This is a genomic window from Pseudomonas sp. FW215-R2, assembly GCF_058789255.1.
Genome location: NZ_JBYTBO010000003.1, coordinates 255,398 through 281,557, shown reverse-complemented (window position 1 = coordinate 281,557; position 26,160 = coordinate 255,398). Strand labels below are relative to the sequence as shown.

General features: G+C 61.6%; 24 protein-coding genes and 1 pseudogene. 10 read left to right on the top strand and 15 right to left on the bottom strand.

The genetic code is table 11. The features are described from left to right. Positions 1–15 precede the first annotated feature (15 nt). Positions 16–918, bottom strand: a complete 903-nt coding sequence (locus AC3WRD_RS06205; protein ID WP_102619483.1) for a DMT family transporter — start codon at positions 916–918, stop codon at positions 16–18. Between the two features lie 139 nt (positions 919–1,057). On the opposite strand from AC3WRD_RS06205, the gene AC3WRD_RS06200 reads away from it, so the two are divergent. Continuing rightward, a complete protein-coding gene (locus tag AC3WRD_RS06200; RefSeq protein ID WP_102619482.1) occupies positions 1,058–1,933 on the top strand; it encodes an AraC family transcriptional regulator in 876 nt (291 codons plus the stop codon). Here AC3WRD_RS06200 and AC3WRD_RS06195 read toward each other — a convergent pair whose 3' ends face one another. From AC3WRD_RS06195 to AC3WRD_RS06170, 6 genes are all read right to left on the bottom strand, one after another. Continuing rightward, positions 1,934–4,363, bottom strand: coding sequence for a TonB-dependent siderophore receptor (locus AC3WRD_RS06195; RefSeq protein ID WP_102619481.1), 2,430 nt, complete (start codon positions 4,361–4,363; stop codon positions 1,934–1,936). It abuts the gene before it with no gap. 104 nt (positions 4,364–4,467) lie between these two features. Further along, positions 4,468–5,457 (bottom strand): FecR family protein, encoded by a 990-nt coding sequence (locus AC3WRD_RS06190; protein ID WP_102619480.1) that lies wholly within the window; start codon positions 5,455–5,457, stop codon positions 4,468–4,470. Beyond that, complete coding sequence (locus AC3WRD_RS06185) at positions 5,454–6,020, bottom strand: RNA polymerase sigma factor (RefSeq protein ID WP_096819110.1); 567 nt, start codon at positions 6,018–6,020, stop codon at positions 5,454–5,456. Before AC3WRD_RS06185 ends, AC3WRD_RS06190 begins: the two co-directional genes overlap by 4 nt. Before the next feature lie 4 nt (positions 6,021–6,024). Then, the gene (locus tag AC3WRD_RS06180; protein ID WP_102619479.1) at positions 6,025–6,348 is read right to left on the bottom strand and encodes a DUF3325 domain-containing protein; all 324 of its coding nucleotides are present in this window, start codon (positions 6,346–6,348) and stop codon (positions 6,025–6,027) included. Continuing rightward, positions 6,348–7,934, bottom strand: coding sequence for a PepSY-associated TM helix domain-containing protein (locus AC3WRD_RS06175; RefSeq protein ID WP_102619478.1), 1,587 nt, complete (start codon positions 7,932–7,934; stop codon positions 6,348–6,350). The genes AC3WRD_RS06180 and AC3WRD_RS06175 overlap by 1 nt, the downstream gene beginning before the upstream one ends. Next, positions 7,931–8,236, bottom strand: coding sequence for a DUF3649 domain-containing protein (locus AC3WRD_RS06170; protein WP_102619477.1), 306 nt, complete (start codon positions 8,234–8,236; stop codon positions 7,931–7,933). The genes AC3WRD_RS06175 and AC3WRD_RS06170 overlap by 4 nt, the downstream gene beginning before the upstream one ends. Positions 8,237–8,411: 175 nt before the next feature. On the opposite strand from AC3WRD_RS06170, the gene AC3WRD_RS06165 reads away from it, so the two are divergent. The 3 genes from AC3WRD_RS06165 to fecA all read left to right on the top strand — a co-directional run bounded on the left by AC3WRD_RS06165 (position 8,412) and on the right by fecA (position 12,250). Next, positions 8,412–8,900: a sigma-70 family RNA polymerase sigma factor gene (locus AC3WRD_RS06165; RefSeq protein ID WP_085730110.1), complete on the top strand. Its 489-nt coding sequence runs from the start codon at positions 8,412–8,414 to the stop codon at positions 8,898–8,900. Beyond that, positions 8,897–9,826 carry a DUF4880 domain-containing protein gene (locus AC3WRD_RS06160; protein ID WP_102619476.1) on the top strand — a complete coding sequence of 310 codons (930 nt, stop codon included), beginning with the start codon at positions 8,897–8,899 and terminating at the stop codon, positions 9,824–9,826. The genes AC3WRD_RS06165 and AC3WRD_RS06160 overlap by 4 nt, the downstream gene beginning before the upstream one ends. Before the next feature lie 90 nt (positions 9,827–9,916). After that, complete coding sequence (gene fecA / locus AC3WRD_RS06155; RefSeq protein ID WP_102619475.1) at positions 9,917–12,250, top strand: TonB-dependent Fe(3+) dicitrate receptor FecA; 2,334 nt, start codon at positions 9,917–9,919, stop codon at positions 12,248–12,250. Between the two features lie 133 nt (positions 12,251–12,383). Here the strand turns inward: fecA and AC3WRD_RS06150 are convergent, their stop codons facing one another. Further along, the gene (locus AC3WRD_RS06150) at positions 12,384–12,791 is read right to left on the bottom strand and encodes an HPF/RaiA family ribosome-associated protein (protein ID WP_096819094.1); all 408 of its coding nucleotides are present in this window, start codon (positions 12,789–12,791) and stop codon (positions 12,384–12,386) included. A gap of 200 nt (positions 12,792–12,991) precedes the next feature. Continuing rightward, positions 12,992–13,939 (bottom strand): LysR substrate-binding domain-containing protein, encoded by a 948-nt coding sequence (locus AC3WRD_RS06145; RefSeq protein ID WP_102619474.1) that lies wholly within the window; start codon positions 13,937–13,939, stop codon positions 12,992–12,994. 135 nt (positions 13,940–14,074) lie between these two features. On the opposite strand from AC3WRD_RS06145, the gene AC3WRD_RS06140 reads away from it, so the two are divergent. The 3 genes from AC3WRD_RS06140 (at position 14,075) to AC3WRD_RS06130 (ending at position 17,333) form a co-directional block, all read left to right on the top strand. After that, positions 14,075–15,451 carry an L-serine ammonia-lyase gene (locus AC3WRD_RS06140; RefSeq protein WP_102619473.1) on the top strand — a complete coding sequence of 459 codons (1,377 nt, stop codon included), beginning with the start codon at positions 14,075–14,077 and terminating at the stop codon, positions 15,449–15,451. Positions 15,452–15,514: 63 nt separating this feature from the next. Beyond that, positions 15,515–16,816 (top strand): HAAAP family serine/threonine permease, encoded by a 1,302-nt coding sequence (locus tag AC3WRD_RS06135; protein ID WP_102619472.1) that lies wholly within the window; start codon positions 15,515–15,517, stop codon positions 16,814–16,816. A 199-nt stretch (positions 16,817–17,015) separates the two neighbouring features. Then, positions 17,016–17,333, top strand: a complete 318-nt coding sequence (locus tag AC3WRD_RS06130) for a DUF3509 domain-containing protein (protein WP_096819085.1) — start codon at positions 17,016–17,018, stop codon at positions 17,331–17,333. On the opposite strand, the gene AC3WRD_RS06125 is transcribed toward AC3WRD_RS06130, so the two are convergent. Further along, positions 17,330–17,830 (bottom strand): phosphate-starvation-inducible protein PsiE, encoded by a 501-nt coding sequence (locus AC3WRD_RS06125; RefSeq protein WP_003221775.1) that lies wholly within the window; start codon positions 17,828–17,830, stop codon positions 17,330–17,332. The two genes, AC3WRD_RS06130 and AC3WRD_RS06125, sit on opposite strands and share 4 nt — an antisense overlap. Positions 17,831–18,124: 294 nt before the next feature. Here AC3WRD_RS06125 and AC3WRD_RS06120 point away from each other — a divergent pair. Continuing rightward, a pseudogene (locus AC3WRD_RS06120) lies at positions 18,125–18,379 on the top strand (YebG family protein); the annotation flags it as partial. A gap of 155 nt (positions 18,380–18,534) precedes the next feature. Here the strand turns inward: AC3WRD_RS06120 and AC3WRD_RS06115 are convergent. Beyond that, positions 18,535–19,554, bottom strand: coding sequence for a Glu/Leu/Phe/Val dehydrogenase family protein (locus tag AC3WRD_RS06115; RefSeq protein WP_096819082.1), 1,020 nt, complete (start codon positions 19,552–19,554; stop codon positions 18,535–18,537). Positions 19,555–19,738: 184 nt separating this feature from the next. Here AC3WRD_RS06115 and AC3WRD_RS06110 point away from each other — a divergent pair, with 184 nt between their 5' ends. Then, a complete protein-coding gene (locus AC3WRD_RS06110; protein ID WP_102619470.1) occupies positions 19,739–20,542 on the top strand; it encodes a SirB1 family protein in 804 nt (267 codons plus the stop codon). Here AC3WRD_RS06110 and AC3WRD_RS06105 read toward each other — a convergent pair. The 4 genes from AC3WRD_RS06105 to hmgA all read right to left on the bottom strand — a co-directional run bounded on the left by AC3WRD_RS06105 (position 20,466) and on the right by hmgA (position 25,198). After that, positions 20,466–21,863: an MFS transporter gene (locus AC3WRD_RS06105; RefSeq protein WP_102619469.1), complete on the bottom strand. Its 1,398-nt coding sequence runs from the start codon at positions 21,861–21,863 to the stop codon at positions 20,466–20,468. The genes AC3WRD_RS06110 and AC3WRD_RS06105 overlap by 77 nt on opposite strands. An 80-nt stretch (positions 21,864–21,943) precedes the next feature. After that, positions 21,944–22,582 (bottom strand): maleylacetoacetate isomerase, encoded by a 639-nt coding sequence (gene maiA, locus AC3WRD_RS06100; protein WP_102619468.1) that lies wholly within the window; start codon positions 22,580–22,582, stop codon positions 21,944–21,946. 12 nt (positions 22,583–22,594) lie between these two features. Continuing rightward, complete coding sequence (gene fahA / locus AC3WRD_RS06095) at positions 22,595–23,899, bottom strand: fumarylacetoacetase (RefSeq protein ID WP_102619467.1); 1,305 nt, start codon at positions 23,897–23,899, stop codon at positions 22,595–22,597. 3 nt (positions 23,900–23,902) lie between these two features. Beyond that, positions 23,903–25,198 (bottom strand): homogentisate 1,2-dioxygenase, encoded by a 1,296-nt coding sequence (gene hmgA, locus AC3WRD_RS06090; RefSeq protein WP_064593461.1) that lies wholly within the window; start codon positions 25,196–25,198, stop codon positions 23,903–23,905. 163 nt (positions 25,199–25,361) lie between these two features. Here hmgA and AC3WRD_RS06085 point away from each other — a divergent pair, with 163 nt between their 5' ends. Next, entirely contained in the window at positions 25,362–26,147 is a 786-nt protein-coding gene (locus AC3WRD_RS06085; protein WP_102619466.1) for an IclR family transcriptional regulator, read from the top strand. Positions 26,148–26,160 lie beyond the last annotated feature (13 nt).

Below are 26,160 nucleotides of genomic sequence, written 5' to 3'. Positions count from 1 at the left end.
CAGCGCTCGTGTGCATCAGGCCAGTTTGCCTTGAGTCGGCAGTATCGGTGCGCGGGGTTTGCGAAACACCAGCACGTTGCCCAGCATGACCAGCACCAACCCCGCCAACGCCGGCGCCGTCCATTGATACCCTTCGGCAAACGCCGAAACGTTCAACGCCACCACCGGGAACAGCACTGTGCAATACGCGGCGCGTTCCGGACCCATGCGACCCACGAGGGTCAGGTACGCGGTGAAACCGATTACCGAACCGGGGATGACCAGGTACAGCAGCGCGCCGATGTAGCGCGACGTCCATTCCATCTCGAACGGAATGCCTTTGACCAGACACCACACCGACAGCATCGCCGCCCCGTAGGCCATGCCCCAGGCATTGGTGGTCAGCGGTTTGAGGCCAGCCTTCTGTTGCAGGCTCGACAACATGTTGCCCGCCGAAAAACACAAGGTGCCGCAGAGTGCCAGGCCAAGACCGAGCAAGGTTTGCGGACTGGCGTGATGCCCGGCCAGCTCCGGCCAGAACAACAGGCCCAGACCGCCCAGCCCCAGCGCCCCGCCCATCAGCACATTGCGCGCGATGCGTTGACCGAAGAACACCCGCGCATTCAGCGCGTTCCACAACGTTGCGGTAGAAAACACCACCGCCACCAGACCGCTGGGAATCCACTGGCTAGCAGTCAGGAAGCACATGAAGTTGACGCAGAACAGACACAAGCCCTGCGCCACACAAATCAAATGACCGCGCCGGTTCATCGGTTGCAGCCGCCGGCTGAGCAGCAACAGCGCGAACAACACCAACGCGGCGAGACCGAAGCGATAGACGATCGACACCGGAATCGCCACCACGCCCAGTTGCCACTTCAGGGCAATCCAGGTGGTGCCCCAGATCAGCACGGTCAACAAATACAACGACAGGTTCATGGTAGACACTCCTCGATTGGGTTTCAGTGTCCGCCCGTCCCCTCTGCCCGCGCTTGCATAAACTTGCGCTTTTGTCGGACCGCAGGCTGGCAGCGCGAAATCTACGGAGTAGGATGCAAGGCGTTGAAGAGAACCGATCATGGCCGCCATCGATACCCTGCAAGTATTCCAAGCCCTCAACAACTCGCCCAATGCACGCCTTGTGCACAGCGCCGAGTTGGGTGACGGCCTGTCCGCAGCCTTGTGGACCAATCACCACGACGCCCAGGAATACGAAGCGCCTAGCCATCACACCCTCTCCTGCTACATCGCCGGCGGCACCGGCACTTTTCGCCGTGGCGAACCCGGCCACAAGGGCGGCCCGGACAAGCTGTGCATCCTGCCGGCAGACCACGAATCGGGTTGGGTGATCAATGGCGATATTCGTCTGGCCCACCTGTATTTCAGCGCCGAACAATTTGCCCTGGGTTGCGTCACCCTGCTGGATCGCGAGCCCCGGGAAATGCAGTTGCGCGAACAGACCTTTCTCGAAGATCCGCAACAGGCCCGACGGTTTCGCCAGTTACTCACCTTGAACTGGGACGAGCCTGCCGAGCGCTTGCTGACCAGCAGCCTGGCCCACGAATTGATCAGCCATACCCTGTTGAGCCAGGTCGGCGTGCGTCAGGGTTTGCGTCTGAAAGGTGGGTTGGCGCCGCACCAGCGCCGGCAACTGGTGGAGTTCATCGACAGTCAATTGGCCGAGCCGATCAGCCTCGGGCAACTGGCGGGGTTGTGTGCATTGTCGGAATACCACTTTGCGCGGATGTTCCGGGTGAGCTTCGGTTTGCCACCGCATCAGTATGTGCTGGCGCGGCGTTTGAGCCGGGCGCGGGAGTTGTTGCGGGGGACGGCGTTGCCGTTGGGGGAGATTGCCCTGGCGTGCGGATTTGCCAGTGCCAGCCACTTCACCAACCGCTTTCGCCAGGTGCTGGGTGGAACGCCCGGCGAGTATCGCCAGGCGTTTTTGCGCTGATCAGAACTCCAGCGTGCTCGACAACGAAATCTGCCGCGAGTCGCCCATCGACACGAAGAACCGGCTCGCCGCCGAGGTGTAGTAAGTGCGGTCGAACAGGTTCTTCACGTTGAGCTGGAACTTGACCTTCTGCCCTTCAACCTTGGTGTCGTAAGTGGCAAACGCATCGGCCACGGTGTAGCTCGGCAGATCGAAATCATTCACCGCGTTACCCGCTCGGTCACCGACATACCGCGCACCGGCACCGACCCGAAGTTGATCGCCGCCGATCACGCTGCCGAAGTCGTAGACCGCCGACAGCGAGCCGGTATTCTTCGCCACGTTTTGCAGCTTGTTGCCTTTGTAGTCGGGATCTTCCGTAACCTCGGCGTCGGTGTAGGCGTAGCTGCCGATCATGCTCCAGCGATCACTGAGCTGGCCGGTCAGGTCCATTTCCAGGCCACGGGAACGCACTTCACCGGCGGCGCTGTAGATCGTGGTCGGGCCTTCGGCGTTGGCCACCAGCACGTTGCGTTTCTTGATGTCGAACAAAGCGATGTTGCCGGTGACACGCCCCGGAATGTCGAGGCGTGCGCCCAGTTCCCAGGACTTGGCTTCTTCCGGCGCGATGCTGCCGTCGAGCACGGTGCTGCTGCCGCTCAGCGGAGCAATGGTCGAGTTCGGTTTGAACGACTCGGTGTAGCTGCCGTAGAACGACAACGCGTCGGTGTAGCGATACACCAGGCCTGCACGCGGCACCCACTTCTGACCGTTGCTGTCGGTGTTGGCCTTGAATGGCACGCCTTTGCCGGCGTACTGGTCGTATTCCTGGAAGCGCCCGCCGGCCACCAGAATCCACTGGTCGTTGAGGTGAATCGAGTCCTGCAGGAACACCGAATCACTGCGCAGCAGATCGGTCTGCGCACTGTCCGCCGGGCTGACAGTGGTGCCGGCGACTTCGCGGCCGTAGACCGGATTGACGTAGCTGAAGGTGCTCAGGCTTTTCTGACGGATCAGGTCGGCGCGGTAGATCTTGCGGTACTCGTCATCGACGCCGAACACCAGGTCATGCTGCATGCCCAGTACATTGACCTTGCCTTCGAGGCTGGCGGTGGTGAAACGGTCAGTGCTGATCGCGCCCTGGGTGCCGTCCATGCTGCGGGTCAGGGTGCCTTTCTTGGTGTCGATCGCAGTCACGCGGACCTGGCTGGCGTCGTAGGTTTCGCGGTTCCAGCTGTAGCCGAAATGGGCTTTCCAGTCGTCGTTGAGTTCGTGGTCGGCCTCGAAGTGATAGAGGTCCGAGCGCCCTTCCATGTCGTTGAATTTCTCGTCGAGACGCTCGTTGCGCGAGATGTCCAGCGGATGGTTGGTGCGTGGATCGATCAGCGTGCCACGGTCGAACGGCGTCAGGAATTCCCGATGCTCATAGGCAAACAACAACTTGGTGCGCTCGCCGTACCAGGCCAGCGACGGCGCGATCAGGCTTTCACGGTGGGTACCGAAATTGCGCCAGTAATCTTCGTCTTCGTGATCGAGCACCATGCGATAGGCCAGTCCGGAATCACCCAACGCACCGGTGCTGTCGAACGAGCCACCGCTGCCGTTCTTGCCATCGCCGTAGGTCGAACCGCGCAGGGTCAGGGCGTTGTACTGGGTCAGTTCGGGCTTTTTGCTGACCATGTTGACCACGCCGCCCGGGTCCTGAATCCCGTACAACAGCGAGGCCGGGCCCTTGAGCACTTCGACGCGATCCACGGTCGCGTTCATGCCACGGCCCTGCACCACCGGCATGCCGTCGCGCATGATCGAACCGTTGCGGTTGTCGCCGAAGCCCCGGGTCATCACCGAATCCTGGGTGCTGCCCAGCGTGTTGCCCTGGGTGATACCGCTGACGTTGGCCAGTGCATCATCGAGGTTGCGCGGCGCCTGGTCGCGAATGACCTGGGCCGGGATCACGTTGACGGTCTGCGGAATTTCCTGGAGCGAGGCCGAGGAACGCATCACCGAACTGGTTTCCGGTGGCTGGTAACTCATCGGTTGATCCATAACCGAGGTGATGTTGGTCGCACCGAGGTTCAACGCACCTGCGGTCGGTTGCGGTTCGAGTGCCAGAGTATGGCTGTCGGTGCGGCGGAAGGTCAGGCCGGATCCGGTGAGCAGACGTTGCAACGCCTGCTCGGCGCTCATCTGCCCGTTGACCGCTGGGGCGTTGAGGCCGTACGGCGCTTCAACGGTGTAGACCACGCTCTGGCCGGTCACGCGACTGAAGTCGCTCAAGGCTTGCGGCAGCGGTTTGGCGGCCAGGGAAAAACTGAACTGTTTCTGTGGCTGGCTGCTGTTGCTTTCGGCGGCCTGCGCCACGCTCATCGGCAACAACGCCAACGCCGCAAAACTCAGCGCCGAGGCACCGAACCACTGTTTGACCGAACCCGATTTTGCCCTGGACTTCATTGCTCATGACCTGTGTAGAACCGCAACGGATGCGAATGACTCGCAGTTTCAGTCACTACACGGATGGCGTCGGGATTTACCTCACCACAAATGTGAAAATATTTTCAGCGCAGGATAATCAGCTTGCCCAGCACCTGATACTGCTCGAATCCCAGAACCCCCTGCAGCGAATTCAGCACGGCTTGCGGATCCTTGCTCGGAAAGCTTCCGCTGACCTTGCGCGCGCCCAGTTCGTCGTTGAGCAACACGATGCGCCCGGGGTAATAACGCCGCAGATCCTGCACCACATCCGCCAGTGTCGACTTGTAGTAAGTCAGCCAGCCCTGACGCCAGGCCAGTTGCGCTTCGCTGTCCACGGCGTGCAGTTTTTCCGCGATGCCTTTGCCATATGCCACTTGCTGGCCGGCGGTGAGAATCTGCTGCTCGGCATCCCGCGCCGCCGTCACGCCAACGCGCCCGGACAACACGGTGACTTGTGCGCCATGCGGTTGCAGGCGCACTTCGAACTGCGTACCGAGCACACGCGCCTGGCCCTTTTCAGCCTCGACCACGAACGGCTCGCCGGTGTGGGTCACGCTGAAAAAACCGGCGCCTCGACGTACCTGAACATGCCGCTCGCCATGACTGAAATCCACGGCGATGGCGCTGTCGGCGTCCAGCGTGACCTGGGACTGATCGGCCAAAGTCACGGTGCGGATTTCGCCGGGTGCCGAAACATAGTCGGCGCCCAGATCATCGACCCAACGCTGCGGCTGCCAACCGGTGCCGAGGCTGATCATCAACAACAGACAGGCCGCCATTGCCAGCGCTCCGGCCCAACGTCGAATCTGCGGACGGCGCGGCCGGTCCATCGCATTCAGATAGCCCTGCAAGGCGAATGCCTCTTCATCCGCCAGAGTGCGGGCCGGCCCTTCGCTCAATTCCCAGATGACTTGCGCCTGGGCGTATGCCTCGGCGTGGGCCGGGTCGGCTCGCAGCCATTGGCTGAAGGTCAGTTGGTCACCGGTGCTGGGGCGGTCGTGCAACAGGCTCAGCCAGGCAAAAGCCGCCTGCTCCTGAGCGGGCGTCGGGATGACGCGGTCGGTGTGATTCACGGTGCTTTCCCTGGCAGGCGTGGCGCGGGTTCGCGCAGGCTGGCCTTGCAGGCCTCGAGGGCGCGCATCATATGTTTTTCCACAGCGCTTTGGGACAGGCCCATGGCCTTGGCGATCTCGGCGTACTTGCGCCCGTGGATGCGATTGAGCAAAAAGATCTGCCGCGTGCGCTCGGGCAATGCGCGCAACGCCGCTTCGACGTGGCGCAGATCGTTGCCTGCTTCGAGTGCGGCTTGCGGCTCGCTGGCGCTGCTGTCCGGCTCATCCGGTTGCCAGCCTTCATTGACCCGAACCCGCGTGCCTTCGCTGCGCAAATGATCGATGGCGATGTTGCCGGCACAGCGCAACAGGTAGGTGCTGAGCTCTTCGACCTGCACCAGCGGCCGACGCCAGAATCGCAAAAACAGATCCTGCACCAGGTCCGCTGCCGTCGCCCGGCAACCGACACGGCGGTTCACCAGCGCTTCCATTTGCGGGCGCTGCGAGAGAAACACCTGAAGAAAATGCGCGCGCGCGCCGCTCGGTTCGTCGTCGCGGGATTCCGGGGGATGACCGATCAGCATTGCATCACCACGCCCATGCGGCGACCGGCGTCGCCAACAGGCTCAACGCCGCCATCGCCATTGCCAGTTTCGGTCGATAGGGCATCAGCAGCACCAGCAACAATGCGCTGATCATCAACACGGCGAACCAGTCGACCAGACCGAAACCCCAGCCGTTGGCAGCCACGGCGGCCCAGAGTGAAAGACACAGCAGCAACCAACCGGCGAGCTTCAGACTTTTTGCGCGTCGGGTTGAAGGCTTGTGACCCAGCAGCTCATCGTGATGCCGCGGCATCGACAGACACAGCACAGTAAATCCGGCGTAACACAGCAACAGCGCCAGCAGCATCAGTGCGTCCCCTGCTCAAGCGTGATCGGCCGGGGCGTTTCGCGAGGTGTCTTTTTCACGCGGACGGTGTGGCCGGCACGCTGCATTTTCCAGGCGGCCCACCCCAGGAACAGACCGGCGCCGAGGCAGGTCAGGTCGAAACCGGCCAAGGCCCAGTCACCCTGGGCCAGCGTGACGCCGAGGTGATGCGCAGTGGTCAATGCGTTGAGCAATGGCATCGTGGTGAACAGCAGCGCTGCCAGTGTCAATTGTTCGACCCAGGCTTTGCGACCCGGTCGGAGCAAGGCATGCACCAGGCTCAAAGCCCAAGCGATGAAGAACGCGTTCACTTCCCACTTGGCCCGGCCGTCGAGACTCAGTGGCAACAGACGGTTGGCCCAGAAGAACGCCGCCACCGCACTGACCAGCCCGGCCATGCTGGCGATGTTCAGCACTTCGACTAGCCGCAACTCGAACGGCATGCCCCCGGTCTTGGCATGTTTGAGCTGACGTTTGCCAAGCCAGATCACCAGTCCGGTGCCGATCATTGCCGTGCCGGCCAAGCCGCAAATGAAATACAGCCAACGCAGCACCGGGCCGGCGAAATGGCCGATGTGCAAACCATAGAAACTGCCGGCAATCGTCATCGGCAGCGGTTTGGCCGGGGTCGCACCGAGGATTTGTCCGGTCACGCCATTGAAGGTCACGTCGCTGCCGTATTCGTAGGTGATCCTGTCGGAACTGGCACGCGACACCTGCACCGAGGCATTGGCGTCGCCGGGATTGTTCACCGTCACCCGCGCGGCATGTCCGCCGCCCCAGTGCTCGCTTGCACGTGCCAGCAGCGGCGCCATCGGCGGCAACGTGGTGGGAATGCCTGCGCGCTCCGGGGCCGGCGTTTCGGGAAACACTTCATCGTAAAACGTACTGCGATCGTTGCCGTAGGACGCCAGAAGGCTCGCCGGCATAACCATCGCCATGAAGATCACCAGGCTGCTGTAGGTGATCATCAGGTGAAAAGGCAGCACCAGCACGCCCACCGCGTTATGCCCGTCGAGCCAGGTGCGCTGGCCTTTGCGCGGGCGGAAGGTGAAGAAGTCCTTGAAGATTTTCTTGTGGGTGATGATCCCGGTAATCAGTGCGATGAACATCACCATCGCCGCGCTGGTCGCCAGCCAGCGGCCCCACGGATAAGGCATTTGCAGCTGGAAGTGGAAGCGGTAGAAGAATTCGCCGCCGAAGCTTTTGCGCACGGGCACTTCGGCACCGGTCCGGGCGTCGAGGATTTTTTCGGTAAATCGGCCGCGCTGGCCGGGTTGGGTCGGGGCTTGCCAACCGACAGAGATCCCGGGCTCGCGCGCATCGGGAAGCGTGATCTGCCAACTCGGCGCATCGGGCGCGCGCTGCTGCAGATAGGTTTGCGCCAGCGTCAGGCTCGCTTCGGCATCGAGCGGACGCGACGGGATCTCCGGCTGCATCCAGTGATTGGTCTCGTCCTTGAAATAGGCCAGCGTCCCGGTCAGGAAAATCGCAAACAGCAGCCAGCCGAAGACCAGCCCGGTCCAGGTGTGCAGCCAGGCCATCGCCTGCCGGAAACCCTCTTTCATGCGTAACCCAGACCCCGAGCGGCACCGGAGATCGTCGCCAGAATCACGCTCGGCACCAGCAAACCGACCCACGCCGCCCAGGCACTACGGCAGGCGAAGCACCAGAGCACGGCCACCAGATACACGAGGAACGAAACCGTCATGCCGGTGATGACCGCTTCGGCGCGATTCAGCGGCAACCACATTGTCAGCGTGACACTGGCCAGCGCCGCGACCAGATAGCCGCCAAACACTGCCGCGAGCACCCGCGAAGTGACGGCCAGACGATAGGACATGGGGAGTGTGGCGAGTTTGGCTTTCATGTTTCGACCCTGAAACGGTTAACGTCCGGCCAACAGGCCGAGACGACAGGCATGCAATATTAATGATAAATATTCTCATACGCAAAAGAGTCTGATTGCCGGCATGCATTCGCGGCCCTACAATGCGAACCATTCTTGTTCTCTAACGCATTCGTATGCGCCCGGAGTGATGCCGTTGTCGTCCGCCCATCCCGTCGAATCGCTGTATCAGGCCCACCACAGCTGGCTCACTGGCTGGCTGCGGCGCAAACTCGGCTGCCCGGACAGCGCCGCCGATCTGGCCCAGGACACGTTCATTCGGGTGCTGACCGCACGAGAACCGCCGGTCATCATCGAGCCTCGGGCGTTCCTCACCACGCTGGCCAAGCGTGTGTTGTTCAACCATTACCGCCGCCAGGACCTGGAACGCGCCTACCTCGACACCCTCGCGCAGATGCCGGAAGTCGTCGCGCCTTCGGAAGAAGAGAAAGCGATCATCCTGCAAACCCTGATGGAGCTGGATCAGTTGCTCGATGGCCTGCCGCGCGCCGTCAAACGCGCATTTCTGCTGGCGCAGGTCGATGGCCTGACCTATCCGCAGATCGCCGCCGAACTGGGTATCTCCGTGGCCACGGTCAAACGTCATCTGAACAAGGCAGCGATGCGCTGCTACTTTGCTCTGTGAATCCGCCGATGGATTTTTCCGCGCAGGTTGCCGAGCAAGCGGTGCACTGGCTGCTGGAAATGCAGCAGGGCCCGTTGAATCCGCGTCAACAACAAGCCTGGCAACAGTGGATCGACGCTCACAGCGAACATCGCCGCGCCTGGGAACACATTCAGCGGGTCAATTCGCGGTTGCGGGGTTTGTCATCGCCACTGGCCCATGCCGCGTTGAACGCGCCAAAGTCCGGCAGTCGGCGTCAGGCTCTCAAATTGTTGCTGCTTCTCGGCGCCGGTTCGGCAGTCACCTGGGGGATGCGCGAGCACAATCCGTTGCCGTCGCTGCTGGCCGATTACCGCAGCCCGGTCGGTCAGCGCCGCAAGATATCGCTCGGCGCGGGTGGCCAGTTGCAGCTCAACACCGCGAGTGCGGCGGATGTCCGGGGAGATGGACTGATCCGTCTGCTCGAAGGCGAAATGCTGCTGACCGCCACTCAATCCTTCGAAGTGCAAACCGCGCAAGGCGTGCTGAAAACTCAAGGTGCGCGGATCAACGTGCGGCAGTTTGCCGACCGCACGCAGGTTGCGCTGTTTGAAGGTCGGGTCGAGTTGAACGCACAAGGTCGCTCGCCGATGTTGCTGCCGGTCGCCCGACAATTGAGCTTCAGCGCCACCTCCATCAGCGAAGCAAAACCGCTGGACGCCAACAGCGGCGCCTGGGCCGACGGCATGCTCGTGGCCGCCCACATGCGACTGGCCGACTTCCTCGACGAACTCGGCCGCTACCGTCGCGGGCAGCTCAATTGCGATGCAAAAGTCGCTGACTTGCTGATCTCCGGGACTTATCCACTGGACGACAGCGAGCGGATTCTCGATCTGCTGGAAATCAGCCTGCCGGTAAAAGTGAGGCGCTTTACCCGTTACTGGGTGACGGTCGAAGCCAAGGTTTGATCAACCGTAAAAATAAATGAGCCGTTTTTCAGATCTGGCGTGACAGAGAAGGAAAGCCCCCTTGATTCAACCTTCTCAGGACCGTCCTCCATGCACCCCACCCGCCTCACGCCGTTGGCCCGAACCCTGCGCAATCTCGTCCTAGGCGCCAGCCTGAGCTTCAGCGCCCTGCCCCATGTGCTGGCTGCCGACACCAAGGCTTACCACATCGCCCCGTCGTCGCTGGAAAATGCCCTCAACCAGTTCGGCCGTGAAGCCGGGGTGCTGATTTCCTTTGGCTCGCAGGTCACCAGCGGTGTGCAAAGCCGTGGGCTGGAAGGCAGCTACACAGCGGAACAAGGTCTGAACGCGCTGCTCGAAGGCACCGGCCTGCAAGCCCGCGCCGAGGGCGGCAATGCCTTCAGCCTGCAACCGTCGAATGACAGCGCATTGGAGTTGGATACTTCGAAAGTGGTCGGCGACTGGCTCGGTGAAGCCGCACAGGTCAACGTCTTCGAACATCCCGGCGCCCGTGACGTGATCCGCCGCGAAGAGTTCGAACGCCAGGGCGCGACCCAGGCCCGCGATGTGCTCAATCGCATTCCCGGGGTCAACGCCCCGGAAAACAACGGCACCGGCAGCCACGACATGGCGCTGAACTTCGGCATTCGCGGCCTCAACCCGCGCCTGGCCGCACGTTCGACGGTGTTGATGGACGGCATCCCGGTGCCATTCGCGCCTTACGGCCAACCACAGTTGTCGTTCGCACCGATCAGCATGGGCAACATGGACGCGGTGGACGTCGTGCGAGGCGGCGGCGCCGTACGTTACGGCCCGCAGAACGTCGGCGGCGTGGTCAACTTCGTGACCCGGGCGATTCCTGACGAGCCGACCGTCAAGGGCGGTTTCCAGACCGAAACCAGTCCTTCGTCCAGCCATGACGGCTTCAAGACCAGCGCCAACCTGCTGGCCGGCGGCACCAATGCCAACGGCCTGGGCGGCGCGCTGCTGTACTCCGGCACTCGCGGTGGCGACTGGCGCGAACACAGCGACACGGAAATCGACGACCTGATCCTCAAGGGCAAATACCAGCTCGACGAAGCCAACAGCTTCAACGCCATGGCCCAGTATTACGAAGGCAAGGCTGACATGCCCGGCGGCCTGAACGTCGCCGACTACGATGCCGATCCGTATCAGTCGACCCGACCGAAAGACCAGTTCTGGGGCCGTCGCACGATGTTCAATTTCGGCTACCGCTATCAGGAAGATCGTCGCGAATTCACCGCCAACACCTTCTTCACCAAGACCCTGCGCAGCGGTTATCTGGATCAGGGCACATTCCTGTCGCTGTCGCCGCGCGAATACTGGGTTCGCGGTCTGGAAACCCGTTTCGCTCAAGGTTTCGACCTCGGCTCGACCAGCCATGAAGTTGGCGTCGGCTATCGCTACATCAATGAGGCCGGCCACGAGTTGCGCTATCGCACCCCGATCGCCAGCAACGAATACCCGACCACCAACAGCCGCAACGACCGCGACACCCGTGGCGGTACCGAAGCCAATGCGTTCTTCGTCGATGACCGCATCGACATCGGCAAGTGGACGATCACCCCGGGCGTGCGCTACGAGATGATCGAGTCGCAGCAGACCAACAACCTGACCAACGTCAAATACAAGGGTGACTACAACACCGCGCTGCCGGCGTTGAACGTGCTGTACCACCTGACCGACACCTGGAACCTGTACGCCAACACCGAAGGCTCCTTCGGCAGCGTGCAATACAGCCAGATGCCCAACCGCGTGAGCAGCGGTGAAGTGAAACCGGAGAAGGCTCGCACCTGGGAACTCGGCACCCGTTACGACAACGGCGCCCTGCGAGCGGAAATCGGCGCGTTCCTGATCAACTTCGACAACCAGTACGAAAGCAATCAGACCAACGATTCGGTGATCGCCCGTGGCGAAACCCGCCATCAGGGCATCGAGACCAGCGTCAATTACGCGCTGGATGACTTGAGCCCGGCGCTGGCCGGCTTCGATGTCTACGCCACTTACGCCTATGTCGACGCGACCATCCGCGAAGACGGGCCGAACAAGGGCAATCGTGTGCCGTTCTCCTCGAAACACAAGGGCACGATCGGCGTCGGTTACACCGAAGGACCGTGGAAGCTGAACCTGGACAGCAGCTTCCAGAGCGACCAGTTCGCCGACAACGCCAACACCTCGAAAGAAAGCGCCGATGGCAGCACCGGCAAGATTCCGGGCTACATGCTGTTCAGCAGCCGCGCCGGTTATGACTTCGGCCCGCAGCTGTCGGACCTGAACGTGGCGGTGGGGGTGAAGAACATCTTCAACACCCAGTACTTCACCCGTTCGTTCGATGACAACAACAAGGGCAAATACGTGGGTGAGCCGCGCACGGTGTATGTGCAGACTTCCGTTGCCTTCTGAGATCTACATGCATCCAGCCCTCTCCCGAAGGGAGAGGGGTTTCATATCTGATCCACTCACAAAACCCACCAGAAACGAAACGGGCCTGCAATTGCAGGCCCGTTCTCATTGGGTGACTTATAAAATCAGCGCATCAACTGTTGATCGCTGCCTGTTCGTTTTCCAGAAATTCTTCCTCCAGCAGCGCGTCATTCGCCTTGCTGGTAAATGGCACCACTGCGGCTCGCGGTTTGCCCCGCAGTTTGCCAAACAGGTGCTCCAGCGCGTGCTCCAGTTTTTCGGCTGCACCATCGATCGCCTGTTCCAGCGAATCGGCTTTGTGGGTGACGGAAATCGGTTGATGGCCTTTTGGCCGCGCTTCCAGTTGGCAGCGCAAATCATGGGGACCCGGTTTGTCACCGTTCTCGTCGCTCAGATGGACTTCGACACGGGTCAGGTCTTCCTCATAACGGTCGAGCGTGCTCTCAATTGTGGTTCGTACCCACTCCTCCAGTCGTTTGCTGCTTTGAATATGGTTGTCGCTGTTGACTTGGATTTGCATAGTTCATCCCTTATTTCAGCTAGCTCGCAAGAGGCCTTGAACAGGATTTCGTGACCTCTTGATTACAACAATCGGCCCGTGTGACGAACATTTCAACCCCTGAAAAAAGATAAATATTCATACGCAAAAAAAGCCGGACAACCGAGTGAAGCGCTGGTAAGGTCGGGAGTTGGGTCGCCTCAGTTCCCTGCAAAATCTACTCACAATTGGCCATCACCCAACGGGTGCAGGCTACGAAAAATCCCCGCCTCTTCCACCAGCCAGTCATGCACCGCCCGCACGCCCGGATGGCTCAGCGCCCCTGGTGCGTAGAGCAAGACATAGCGCTTGTGATTGGGCACCGAAATCCCGAACGGCACGATCAACGTCCCCCGCTCCAGCTCGTCGTTGAGCAGCGTGCGCCGGGCAATCGCCACACCCATGCCGGCAATCGCCGCTTCGATGGTCAAGTGATTGCGATTGAACGTGTGCCCGCGCCGTACGTCGGCGCCATCGAATCCGATGGCATTGAGATAAAACTCCCACTCCGCGTATTCATAACTGCCGCGCCAGGCCGTGATGTCGTGCAGCAGCGGGAAGTGCACAAGATCCGCCGGCCCGTGCAGCGGCGGCCGTCCGCGCAACAGGCTCGGCGCGCACACTGGGAAAATCTGCTCGTCGAGCAAGGCTGTGGATAACAATCCCGGATAACTGCCGTCGTTCAAGTCGATGGCCAGGTCGAAATCCCCTTCATGCAACGGCACGCTGCTGTCCTCGGCCACCAGCCGCAACTGGATATCCGGGTAACGCTGTTGCAGGCGCGGCAGGCGCGGGGTGAGCCATTTGCTGAGGAACGATGGAATCGAACGCACCCGCAGAATCCCGCTGATCATCCCCGCATCCAGACGACGCAGCTCAGCATCGATGCTGCCATAAGCCTCGTTGACCGTGATCGCCAGTCGCTGTCCCTCAGCACTCAGCTCCACGCCCCGTGCGCGACGGTGAAACAGGCGAAAACCCAGACGCTCTTCCAGCTGTCGGATTTGCTGACTCACCGCCCCCGGTGTGATGTGCAACTCCTCGGCACAACGGGTGAATGACAGGTGCCGCGCGGCACAGGAAAACACCTGCAGCCAGACGTAAGTCTGGGCATGCAATTGACGACTCATGGTTTAGTCCTGCTAAAGGCTTACTTAGGAAGTTTCGTTAGTCACGTTGAAGCGAGGTAGGCAGTATCGCCGACATTGCGCTTGTCCTACAAAAAATGGCAGCGATTCCTACTCCATTGCTTGTAAGGGTTTAGCATGGCTATCAGTGTTTTCGATCTATTCAAAGTCGGCATCGGTCCGTCCAGTTCCCACACCGTCGGCCCGATGCGCGCCGCCGCGACCTTCGCCCAAGCCCTGATCGACCAGCATTTGCTGCTCGACGTACAGCGGGTGGAAATCCGTTTGTACGGCTCGCTCTCGGCCACTGGCGTCGGTCACGCCACTGACCGTGCAACGGTCATGGGCCTGATGGGCGAATGGCCGGACAGCATCGATCCGTCGACCATCGAACCGCGAATCCAACAACTGCGCGAGACCGGCCAACTGTCCCTCGCAGGTACACGCTCGATTGCCTTCAACTGGCAAGACGATCTCCTGCTGCTGGACGAGAGCCTGCCCTACCACCCCAACGCCATGTCGCTGACAGCCTTCGGTGCATCCGGGCAACTGTTCGAGCAGACGTACTACTCAGTGGGTGGCGGTTTCATCATCGAAGCGGCCGAAGCCGAATCCGGTGTAGCACCGGCCGGCGACGTGGTGTTGCCGTACGACTTTTCCAGCGCCGCTGAACTGCTGTCGCTGTGCAACAAACACAACTTGCGTGTTTCCGAACTGATGATGGCCAACGAACGGGCCTGGCGTAGCGACGCCGAAATCCGTCAGGGCCTGCTGCATATCTGGTCGGTGATGCGCGAATGCGTCGAGCAAGGTTTGCGTCACGAAGGCGTCCTGCCGGGCGGTCTGAATGTTCCGCGTCGTGCAGCGAAATTGCACCGCAGCCTGCTGGAAATCGGTAAGCCGAACGTCATCAGTTCGACCCTGTCGGCGATGGAGTGGGTCAACCTGTTCGCCCTCGCCGTCAACGAAGAAAACGCCGCCGGCGGGCGCATGGTCACCGCGCCGACCAACGGTGCCGCCGGGATCATTCCGGCCGTCCTGCACTACTACATGAAATTCAATCCGGACGCGTCCGACGATGACGTGGTCGCGTTCTTTCTGGGCGCGGCAGCGGTCGGCATCCTGTGCAAGAAAAACGCCTCGATTTCCGGCGCCGAAGTCGGCTGCCAGGGTGAAGTCGGCTCTGCCTGCGCCATGGCCGCTGCTGGTCTCGCCGACGTGCTCGGCGCTACCCCGGAGCAACTGGAAAACGCCGCCGAAATCGGCCTGGAGCACAACCTCGGCCTGACCTGCGACCCGGTCGGCGGACTCGTGCAGGTGCCGTGCATCGAGCGCAACGCCATCGCTGCGGTGAAGGCGATCAACGCCACACAAATGGCCCTGCGCGGTGACGGCAAACACTTCATTTCCCTCGACCGGGTGATCCGCACCATGCGCGATACCGGCGCCGACATGCATGACAAATACAAAGAGACTTCACGAGGCGGCCTGGCCGTGAGCTGGGTGGAGTGCTGAGGAGCGCTCCCTGACCGCCTGTAACACGTGAGCCCGAGCAAGAATAATAACGAGGCAAAAACGATGACCGATGTACGCACACCTGCTGCCGAAAACCCCGCTGTAGACCGCACACGCAATAGCGAAATCGCCCACAAGGGCTGGAGCAAATTCGACACCACCTGGATGCTTGGCCTGTACGGCACGGCCATCGGTGCCGGCACTTTGTTCCTGCCGATCAACGCCGGTGTCGGCGGTTTCTGGCCGTTGCTGATCCTGGCGGTGCTGGCGTTTCCGATGACCTTCTTCGCGCACAGGGGCCTGACCCGCTTCGTGCTGTCGGGCCGCTCCGGTGACATCACCGAAGTGGTGGAAGAACACTTCGGCGTCGGTGCCGGCAAATTGATCACGCTGCTGTATTTCTTCGCGATCTTCCCGATCCTGCTGGTGTACAGCGTGGCGCTGACCAACACCCTGAGCAGCTTCCTCGAACACCAGTTGCACATCGCCCCGCCGCCGCGCGCAGTGTTGTCGCTGGCGTTGATCCTCGGTTTGATGGCCATCGTGCGTTGCGGTCAGAGCGTGATCGTCAAAGCCATGAGCGTGCTGGTGTATCCGTTCGTCGCCGCGTTGCTGTTGCTCGGTATCAGCCTGATTCCGAACTGGAACGGCGCGTTCTTCGCCAACGCCCGGGAAGCGATGCCGATGTCGGTGTTCTTCAAGACCCTGTGGCTGGCGATCCCGGTGATGGTGTTCTCGTTCAACCATTCGCCGATCATTTCCGCGTTCGCCGTCGAGCAGAAACAGCGCTACGGCGACCAGGCCGAACGCAAGAGCAGCGGCATCCTCGCCATGGCCCACGGCATGATGGTGGTGACCGTGATGTTCTTCTGCTTCAGCTGCGTGCTGGCACTGTCGCCGGCTGATCTGGCAGCGGCCAAGGCGCAGAACATTTCGATCCTGTCGTACCTGGCCAACCACTTCCAGACCCCGGTCATCGCCTACGCCGCGCCGCTGATTGCGCTGGTGGCGATCACCAAATCCTTCCTCGGCCACTACATCGGCGCCAGCGAAGGCTTCCAGGGCATGATCGTCAAAAGCCTGCGCAGCCGTGGCCGGGTAATGTCGGCAAGCTGGCTGAACCGTGCGACGGCGCTGTTCATGATCCTCAGCTGCTGGGCCGTGGCGACCTTCAACCCGAGCATCCTCGGCATGATCGAAACCCTCGGCGGGCCGGTGATTGCCTGCCTGTTGTTCCTGATGCCGATGTACGCGATCCGCCGCGTGCCAGCCTTGCGCCAGTATTCGGGCCAGGTGTCGAACGTGTTTGTGGTGCTGATCGGCCTGATTGCACTGTCAGCGATCATCTACTCGGTTCTGCCCTGAAACGGGCCGCAAACGAAGAAGGCGAGCCATGAGCTCGCCTTCTTTTTGGCCGGTTTCATTGTTCGACAAAATTCCCGGCATGTCCCTTGCTACATCCCTGAAGGAGACAGGACCACGGAATGGCCGACGGTCAGGTTTGGCGAACCAACCCGATCAAGGCCGGTCAACAACTGCACGTTCAATCAGGCGGTGACGCATCATGGACAATCCTTTTCAGATCATTACCGATGCCTTCGCGCCGGACTATCAGATCAACCTGAGCATTCAGGGCCTCGACGGCAGCATCATGCTGACCCTTTCCAACAGCGGCCGGATCGTCGCCAAACGGATGATCAGCGCCGATCAGCGCAACGACCCCAAGCGCCTCAAACGACTGGTGCAGAGCATCCAGTTCGGCATCGCCATCGAACAGGGCCACAGCGCCATGGCGATCCTGGAAGCCATGACCCGCGGCGACGGGCTCACCCCGCCACCGCGCCAGATCAAGGGCCAGCATCGTCCATCGATCGGTCTTTAGAGCTCGCCCTTCTCGATCTCGGGGTGTTCACCGGAACCCGCACCGAGCTTGCGTTGCGGCTTCTCGATTTTCACCGAAGGGAATTGCGACGAGGCGTAACGCACCACCAGGATCGAGAACGCCAGCAGCAGAATCCCGCCGCACAGGTAAATGATGCCCATGTCCGGCGGGTTGTGGTGCGAGACGTTGGAAATCAGCAGGCGTGTCAGTGCGGTGATCGCCACATAGATCAGGAAGCGCACCGGCATGTGGTTGGTCTTGAAGTAAATCCCGACCATCGCCCCCAGTTCCAGATAGATGAACAGCAACAGAATGTCATCGATCTTGATGTGCCCTTCCTCGAGCATCCCGAGAAATTCCATCACTGCCGCCCAGGCGGTCACCGCGCCAATGGCGAACAGCGCCAGGTAGTGGAAGGTCTCGACGAACAGGTTGCCCAGAGACTCGGCCAGTTGGTGCACGTTTTGCCGCAGTTTCTCGGCCCAGTTGATTTTCACGATGAAGGTTCCTTAGCCCGGTTCGAGCGGATGTTGCACGCTTGGATGTGACGGTTATTGCGCACGCACACGGATGCATGCAGAAAAGAGGCCACGCCATCATGGCGAGGCGCCGCGAAACCCGCGCCGTGGCGTTTGGTCGCACCTGCGCGGCGCCATCGGCCTGACAAAATCCGAATCCGGTCTACATTAAAAAGCCACTACCCAAAGCGCAGGGATTCGCTTATCCTTTTCGCTGTATATAGATACAGTAGTCGCAAAGACAACTTAATGTGAAGGCATGTGAGGTGGTGAATGGCCGTCGAAGTGGTATACCGCAGCAGCCGAGATCTGGAGCGCTTGTTCATGGATAAAGCCGAAGCTGACCGTCATGACAAAATGCTCGAACTGGCCGAGTTACTGGCCGAAGTGCTGGAAAAAGCCGTTCCATCGTTGAGCGAGCAGCAAGTGGAAGAAGTCGGGATCTTCATGGCGAAGAACCGCGACGTGTTCGCCCGAGCGTTCAAGAGCCAGCCTGATGCCCTGTCGGAGCTGATCAACGCACCGGCCGAACCGGTTGTGGCGAGCGAGACAGCTGACGCGGCCGAAGCGGCAGAAGCGCCTGCCAAACCTGCCAAAGCGGCGAAGGCTGCAAAGTAATCGATACCTGAATTGAATAGCCCCTGAGTTGCAAGACTCAGGGGCTTTTTCATGTCCGGAAAACCTCAGCGGTACAACACCTTCTCCGCCAACTCGTCCGCCACCCGCGCGGGTGAACGCTTTTCTGCCTGGGCGTGAGCAAACACTTCCGTCAGCCGCGAACTGATCTTCGACAGGTGCGCGGTGATGGTCGTCAGCTCTTCGCCACGGTGCTTGAGGGATACGTAGATCAAGCCACCGGCATTGATCACGTAATCCGGCGCATACAGGATGCCGCGCCGCTCCAGTTGATCGGCCACATCCAGATGCGTCAGTTGATTGTTGGCCGATCCCGCCACCGCCGAACAGCGCAACTGGGTGACGGTGTGACTGTTGAGCACACCGCCCAGGCCGCACGGCGCAAGAATGTCACACGGCGTGCTGAGCAATGCGTCGTTGGCGATCGGGTGGGCGTTGAGCTGCTCCATCGCCAGTTGCACCTTGCCGTGGTCGATGTCGCTGACCAGCAGTTCGGCGCCAGCGGCGTGCAGTTGTTCGGCCAGGGCATAACCGACATTGCCCAGCCCCTGAATCGCCACGCGCAAGCCTTCGAGGTTGTCGCTGCCCAGCCGCGCCATGGCGGTGGCGCGAATCCCGGTGAACACACCCATCGCGGCATGTGGCGCAGGGTCGCCGGCCGAGGTGGTGCTGGTGACGTGCTGGGTCTGCTGGGCGATGCAATCCATGTCCGCCACCGAGGTGCCGCTGTCGATGGCAGTGATGTAGCGGCCGTCGAGCTGATTGATGCAACGGCCGAAGGCTTCGAACAACGCAGCGCGGTTTTCCACATGGGCCGGGCGCACGATCACGGCGACGCCGCCACCTTGGGCCAGACCAGCCAGCGCGGCTTTGTAGCTCATGCCCTGGGCCAGGCGTATGGCGTCCTCGACAGCGGATTCGTCGTTCGGGTAGGCAAGATAACGACACCCGCCCAGGGCTGGCCCGAGGCGACTGTTATGGATGGCAATGACCGCCTTCAATCCGGAGACCGGATCAACGCTAAGGTGCAGCGATTCCAGGCGAGTGCTTTGCATGAGAGCGAACATCGGCAGGCCCCCGAATCACTTCTGGTAGACGCCAGTATAGGCTTGCGCCCAAAAATTGCTGAAGCGCACGGGAATAAGGCCCGACAGCGACCAATGCGTTGCGGCATAACCCGGTGGCAGAGCGGCGCGGCACTGGACGAATGACAGAGACGGGGCTAAAACGAGGCATTCCCCGGAGATTTTGATGAGTCCGCGCCAACGTTTTTTCGACTGTCTGCACCGTTCACCGCCCGCGCTGTTCGAGGCGGCGTTGTGGATGGCTGCCGAGCATGACAAACACGTCGCCCCCGAAGCGCTATTGCAGGAGTTCAAGGAACTGCAACAGCGCGTCAGTTCCGGTTTGCCACTGTTGCCGGTCAGCGAACTGGCGCAGCCGCTCCTGCGGCGGATGACCGATCTGGGTTTTGCACAGGATGATTTTGCGCCGTTGCGCCCGCAGGCCGCGATGGTCAACAAGGTGTTGCAGACCCGACGCGGCCAACCGTTGGCCCTGGCGCTGATCGCGCTGGAACTGGCCCGAGGCCTGGAGATCCCGCTGGTGGGCGTGAACTTCCCCGGACATTTCCTGCTGAAGGTGCCCGGGGCTGATCACTTGCTCGATCCGTGCGGTGGGCGGCGCCTGTATCCGAACGATTGCCGCGAACTGCTGCATCGCCAATACGGCCACCAGATGCAACTCAACGCCGACCACCTGCTGGCTGCCACACCGCTACAGATGCTTCAACGCCTGTCGCGCAACCTGCGCCAGTTGCACCTGACCCACGATGACTTCATCGCCGCGCTGATCGATGCCGAACGCGTACTCGAAATGGGCGATGCCAGCGCCGCCGACTACCTGGCCCGGGCCAGCCTGTACCAGCGTCTCGACTGCCCGAACGCCGAGCGCTTCGATCTTGAGCACGCGCTGCTGCTCAGTGACGACCCGATTCAGCGGCTTCGCCTGACTGAACGACTGGGGCATCTGCCGCCCAATTCGGTGGTGCACTGACTGACGCCGCAGCAGGCGAACGCACCTGAATGATCAACAACGCCGCAATCACTGCCGGAATCGCGCAGAAGAAGAAAATCTGCTCCACCGGAATGTGCATCGCCAGCAGCAGGCTGCCGAACAGCGGCCCGAAAATCGAGCCGAAACGCCCCACTCCCAACGCCCAACCGGTGCCGGTGGCGCGCACGTGCGCCGGATAGAAATTGCTGGCAAACGCATTGAGCGTCAGTTGCCCGCCAATGATGCAGAAGCCCGCCGCAAACACACAGGCCACCAGATAGCGTGGGTTGTCGTGATTCAGGCCCAGCAGGATCGTGCAGACCGCCGCGCCGGCCAGCACACCGGACAGCAACCGTACCTTGCGCTTCAGACGATCAGCGAACCACGCCATGCAGATGGCGCCCAAGGTGCCGGCGAACAGGAACATCGACGTCACCAGATTCGCTTCATTGAGTTTCAGGCCACTTTCCAGCAGCAGCGACGGCAGCCAGCTGATCATGAAATACAGCAGGATCAGGCTGACGAAAAAGGTCGCCCAGATCAGCAAGGTCGGGCGTGCATAACCATTGCGGAACAGTTCCACCACCGTCAGTTTGCTGCCCTGCTCGCGTTCGTTCTGCTCGACCGACGCAGCGGGCGGTTGCCAGTCCGGCAGCATCCGCGCGGTAACCTTGCGCAGCCGCGCATACGGTGGCGCATCGCGCAGCAGGCGTGGCAGGGATTCCGGCAGCATCCACCAGAGAAACGGAAACAGCAGCAACGGCGTAACGCCGCCAGCGAGGAACACCGCTTGCCAGCCGAATCGATCGATGAACCCGGCCGCAACAAAACCACCCGCCGCACCACCGAAGGAAAAGCCGCAGGCCGCCAGCGTCACCATCAACGTACGCAGCCGTGGCGGTGAGTATTCCGACATCAACGCCATGGCGCTGGGCATTGCGCCGCCCATGCCGATGCCGCAAATGAAGCGCGCGATCATCAAGGTATTCAGGGAATCGGCGAATACCATCAGCACCGTGAGGCTGGCGTAGATCAGCACACAGGCGAGCAGAATCCGCCGTACGCCGAAACGGTCGGCCAGCGGCGTCACGGCGAGCGAGCCTAGAGTCAGGCCCAACAGGTTGGCGCTGAACACCGGGCCGAACGCCGATTTCTCCAGGCCCCAGTCCTGCGCCAGCGCCGGCACCACATAGCCGAGCACCTGGGCGTCGTAGCCGTCGGTGACCAGCAACAAGGCGAGAAGGATCAGGAGCAACCACTGAAAGCGGGACACAGGACGGGCGTCGAGTGCCGCCCGGAAGCTGGCAATCTGGTTATGCATCGCAAGGTACCTGTTTTGTTTTTATGTTTTTTGCGGGTAACCGGAATGGCTCCCGTGCGCTGCACGGGAGCCATCAAATGCTACTTCGGCGTGTCCGGCTGATTCGCCGGATGCGCCGCAATGAACGCAGGATGTTCAGCGGCCAACGCGGCCACCCGACGGATCCGTGGATACGCCTCAAGCGAAACGTTGAAACGCTCGGCCGCGTACAACTGCGGGATGAGGTACACGTCTGCCACGCACGGCCACTCGCCGAAACAGAAGCCGCTGTCGCCGATCAACTGCTCCACCGTCGCCAGCCCCTGACCGATCCAGTGAGCGATCCACTCGTTGACCTGCGGCTCGTCATGACCCAGACCGCGCAGGCGATTGAGCACGCTGACGTTGTGCAGCGGATGCACGTCGCAGCCGATCACCGCCGCCACGCCGCGCACTTGTGCACGGGCAACGAGGTCCTCGGGCAGCAGCGGCACCTGTGGATAACGTTCCTCCAGGTACTCGATGATGGCCGGCGACTGAATCAGCAACTTGCCGTCATCGGTACGCAGCGCCGGCACCCGGCCCTGGGGATTGATCGCCAGGTACGCCGGTTGCCGATGCTCGCCGCCGGGCGGCGCGATCAAATTGACTGGCAACGCCTGATAGTCGAGCCCCTTGAGCGCCAGCGCGATCCGCACCCGATACGACGAGGTGGAACGGTAATAGGTATAGAGATCCATGAGCCGCTCCTGTCAGCGCGCCGCCAGCACAATGCCACGGCATTCGCCGAAACCGATCGAGGCAAAACCTTCGCGGGCGCAGCGAGCGCGCAGGATGATTTCGTCGCCGTCTTCAAGGAATTTGCGCACCTCACCGGAAGCCAGCTCGATTGGCTTTTTGCCACCCTCGGTAATTTCCAGCAGGCTGCCGAACTGGCCGTTTTCAGGGCCGGACAAAGTGCCCGAACCGAACAGGTCACCGGCCTGCAACTGGCAGCCGTTGACGCTGTGGTGCGCGACCATTTGCGCGACGGTCCAGTACATGTAGCGGGTGTTGCTCAGAGTCAGGCGATGGGCCGGCAGGTTCTGCTCGCGCATTTTCTCGGTGAGCAGCAGCACTTCCAGCTCGATATCGAAACCACCGCCATCCTGATCGCGCTTGTCGAACAGGTACGGCAATGGCTGCGGATCACCTTCCGGGCGCGCCGGTTGCGCGGTGCGGAATGGCGCCAGCGCTTCGGCGGTCACCACCCATGGCGAGACGCTGGTGATGAAGCTTTTGGAGAGGAACGGGCCGAGCGGCTGGTATTCCCAGGCCTGGATGTCACGGGCCGACCAGTCGTTGAGCAGGCAGAAACCGGCAATGTGTTCAGCGGCATCGCCGATGGCGATCGACTCGCCCATCTCGTTGCCCTGACCGATCCAGATCCCCAGCTCCAGCTCATAGTCCAGACGCGCACACGGGCCGAAGGTCGGCTCGGTCGCACCGGCCGGCAGGGTCTGGCCTTTCGGGCGACGCACGTCGGTGCCGGAAGCACGCACGGTGGAGGCACGACCGTGGTAGCCGATCGGCACGTGTTTGTAGTTCGGCAGCAACGGGTTGTCCGGACGGAACAGCTTGCCGACGTTCTGCGCATGCTCGATGCCGACGTAGAAGTCGGTGTAGTCACTGATGCGCGCCGGCAAATGCATCTGGCAATCGGCGGCCAGCGGCAGCAGTTTTGCGCCCTGGGCTTCAATATTGTCGCGATGGGTGCTGCCTTCGCTGAACAGTTCCAGCAGACGTTCGCGCAGGGCAACGCGAGCGTCGCGGCCGAGCTCGAAGAAGGCGTTCAACTGACCGCCGCGCATGGCCTCGACTGCATTGCGCGCGACGCCGTCGAACAACCCGGCCTCCAGCGCCACTTGCAGATCGAAGATGTGTTCACCAATCGCCACGCCCGCGCGCGGCGCCGAGCCGTTGAGGCTGAACACGCCCAGCGGCAGGTTCTGCAACGGGAAATCGGTGTGGCCGTTGGCCGAAGCGACCCAACTGCGGGTGATGGAATTCTGAGTCATGGGTTATCTCCGGGTCGGGTCGAACGTGGCGGGCAGCGTGGCCCAGCAGGCGTCGTAAGTGGATTGCAGTTGCGGACAGTCGAGGGCAAAGCGGCTTGGGCGCAGCACCTGGCTGGTCTCGAACATGAAAGCCATGGTGTTGTCGATCTTGGCCGGTTTCAGGTCCGCGTTGATGGCTTTGGTGCAGGTCTCGCCGTCCGGGCCGTGGGCGCTCATGCAGCTGTGCAGCGACGCGCCGCCGGGCACGAAACCTTCGGCCTTGGCGTCGTATTCGCCCTGGATCAGGCCCATGAACTCGTTCATCAGGTTGCGGTGGAACCACGGTGGACGGAAGGTGTTCTCGGCCACCATCCAGCGCGGCGGGAAGATCACGAAGTCGAGGTTGGCCAGACCGTGGACGCTGGTCGGCGACGTGAGCACGGTGAAGATCGACGGGTCCGGGTGATCGAAACTGACGGTGCCGATAGTGTTGAAACGGCGCAGGTCATATTTGTACGGCACGTTGTTGCCGTGCCAGGCGACCACATTCAGCGGCGAGTGATTGAGTTCGGTGCCCCACAACTGGCCGAGGAATTTCTGCACCAGGGTGGTCGGTTGTTGCAGGTTTTCGTAGGCGGCGACCGGGGTCAGGAAGTCCCGTGGATTGGCCAGGCCGTTGCTGCCGATCGGCCCCAGATCCGGCAGGCGCAGCGGCGCGCCATGGTTCTCGGCGACGTAACCGCGCGCCTGCGGGTCGAGCAGTTCGACGCGGAATTTCAGGCCCCGTGGCAACACGGCGATTTCCAGCGGCGCCACTTCCAGCACACCCAGCTCGGTTGCGATGCGCAGACGCCCCAGTTGCGGCACCAGCAGCAGCTCGCCGTCGGCGTTGAAGAACACACGTTCCATCGAACGGTTGGCGCAGTAGTGATAAATGCTGATGCCGGCCGGTTTCTCGGCAGCGGAATTGGCCGCCATGCTCACCAGACCGTCGATGAAATCGGTCGGTTCGGCCGGGATCTCCAGCGGGTTCCAGCGCAGGCGATTGGGGGTCACTTCACCCAACGGGCCGCCCGCCAGTTGCCGCTCCAGTTTGACGAATGCCGGGTGATTGGCCGACGGCTGGATCCGGTACATCCAGGTACGCCGCGCTTCGCTGCGGGTCATGGTGAACGCAGTGCCGGAGAACAGTTCGGTGTAGAGACCGTACGGGGCTTTCTGCGGGGAGTTCTGGCCGACGGGCAGTGCGCCGGGCAACGCTTCGGAGCTGAATTCGTTGCCGAAACCGGACTGGTAAGCCAGGGCTGAATCGAGGTTCATGGAGCCTCCTGAACAGGGAGTCGGCATGGCCGGACGCTCTGGATCAGAGGTCTTGGCACGCCGGGGTTATTTTTATCGTAATTCAATTACGCATAACGTAATTTGCTCGCTATCCAGCGTCAAGCTATAAAGACGCCCATTCGTTCCGGGACACGGCAGCACCATGGAAAAAACCAGCGACAGCAACGGCAAACAGAAAGTCCGCTCCGCCGAAGTCGGCACCGACATCCTCAAGGCCCTGGCCGAGTTGTCGCCCTCCACTTCGCTGTCGCGCCTGGCCGAACATGTGCAGATGCCGGCGAGCAAGGTTCACCGCTATCTGCAGGCCTTGATCGCCAGCGGTTTCGCCGAGCAGAACACCGCCACCAACCATTACGGTCTCGGCCGTGAAGCGCTGCGCGTGGGCCTGGCCGCACTCAACAGTATGGACGTGCTGAAAGTCGCCGCCCTGCCGCTGGCCGAACTGCGCGACGAACTCAACGAAACCTGTTTCCTCGCGGTGTGGGGCAATCAGGGCGCAACCGTTGTGCACATCGAACCGGCGGTGCGCGCGGTGACGGTCGTGACGCAACTGGGCTCGGTGTTGCCGCTGCTCAGTTCATCCACCGGTCTGGTGTTCAGCACCTACCTGCCGCACCGGGAAACCGACGAATTGCGCGAACAGGAAATCGCCAGTGGCGGCCATCCGCTGGCGGACGAAAAAGCCTATACGGCGTTATGCGAACAGATCCGCGAACGCGGTCTGCATCATGTGCACGGTTTGCTGATGCCCGGCGTCGATGCCCTGTCGGCACCGGTGTTCAACGCCCTCGGGCAGATCGCGGCAGTGTTGACCATCGTCGGCCCGACCTCGCTGTTCCACGCCGACGAAAACGGCCCGGCGGCGCAGCGGTTGCTGGCGGCGACACGGGCCGTGAGTTGGCGGATGGGCCATGAGCCTCAAGCCTGAACGCTTGAGGCTC

Excerpts from the sequence above, each read along its gene's own strand:
- AC3WRD_RS06205 (WP_102619483.1), bottom strand. The coding sequence starts at position 918 with ATGAACCTGTCGTTGTATTTGTTGACCGTGCTGATCTGGGGCACCACC.
- AC3WRD_RS06200 (WP_102619482.1), top strand. The coding sequence starts at position 1,058 with ATGGCCGCCATCGATACCCTGCAAGTATTCCAAGCCCTCAACAACTCG.
- AC3WRD_RS06195 (WP_102619481.1), bottom strand. The coding sequence starts at position 4,363 with ATGAAGTCCAGGGCAAAATCGGGTTCGGTCAAACAGTGGTTCGGTGCC.
- AC3WRD_RS06185 (WP_096819110.1), bottom strand. The coding sequence starts at position 6,020 with ATGCTGATCGGTCATCCCCCGGAATCCCGCGACGACGAACCGAGCGGC.
- AC3WRD_RS06180 (WP_102619479.1), bottom strand. The coding sequence starts at position 6,348 with ATGCTGCTGGCGCTGTTGCTGTGTTACGCCGGATTTACTGTGCTGTGT.
- AC3WRD_RS06175 (WP_102619478.1), bottom strand. The coding sequence starts at position 7,934 with ATGAAAGAGGGTTTCCGGCAGGCGATGGCCTGGCTGCACACCTGGACC.
- AC3WRD_RS06170 (WP_102619477.1), bottom strand. The coding sequence starts at position 8,236 with ATGAAAGCCAAACTCGCCACACTCCCCATGTCCTATCGTCTGGCCGTC.
- fecA (WP_102619475.1), top strand. The coding sequence starts at position 9,917 with ATGCACCCCACCCGCCTCACGCCGTTGGCCCGAACCCTGCGCAATCTC.
- AC3WRD_RS06150 (WP_096819094.1), bottom strand. The coding sequence starts at position 12,791 with ATGCAAATCCAAGTCAACAGCGACAACCATATTCAAAGCAGCAAACGA.
- AC3WRD_RS06145 (WP_102619474.1), bottom strand. The coding sequence starts at position 13,939 with ATGAGTCGTCAATTGCATGCCCAGACTTACGTCTGGCTGCAGGTGTTT.
- AC3WRD_RS06140 (WP_102619473.1), top strand. The coding sequence starts at position 14,075 with ATGGCTATCAGTGTTTTCGATCTATTCAAAGTCGGCATCGGTCCGTCC.
- AC3WRD_RS06135 (WP_102619472.1), top strand. The coding sequence starts at position 15,515 with ATGACCGATGTACGCACACCTGCTGCCGAAAACCCCGCTGTAGACCGC.
- AC3WRD_RS06130 (WP_096819085.1), top strand. The coding sequence starts at position 17,016 with ATGGACAATCCTTTTCAGATCATTACCGATGCCTTCGCGCCGGACTAT.
- AC3WRD_RS06115 (WP_096819082.1), bottom strand. The coding sequence starts at position 19,554 with ATGTTCGCTCTCATGCAAAGCACTCGCCTGGAATCGCTGCACCTTAGC.
- AC3WRD_RS06110 (WP_102619470.1), top strand. The coding sequence starts at position 19,739 with ATGAGTCCGCGCCAACGTTTTTTCGACTGTCTGCACCGTTCACCGCCC.
- AC3WRD_RS06105 (WP_102619469.1), bottom strand. The coding sequence starts at position 21,863 with ATGCATAACCAGATTGCCAGCTTCCGGGCGGCACTCGACGCCCGTCCT.
- maiA (WP_102619468.1), bottom strand. The coding sequence starts at position 22,582 with ATGGATCTCTATACCTATTACCGTTCCACCTCGTCGTATCGGGTGCGG.
- fahA (WP_102619467.1), bottom strand. The coding sequence starts at position 23,899 with ATGACTCAGAATTCCATCACCCGCAGTTGGGTCGCTTCGGCCAACGGC.
- hmgA (WP_064593461.1), bottom strand. The coding sequence starts at position 25,198 with ATGAACCTCGATTCAGCCCTGGCTTACCAGTCCGGTTTCGGCAACGAA.
- AC3WRD_RS06085 (WP_102619466.1), top strand. The coding sequence starts at position 25,362 with ATGGAAAAAACCAGCGACAGCAACGGCAAACAGAAAGTCCGCTCCGCC.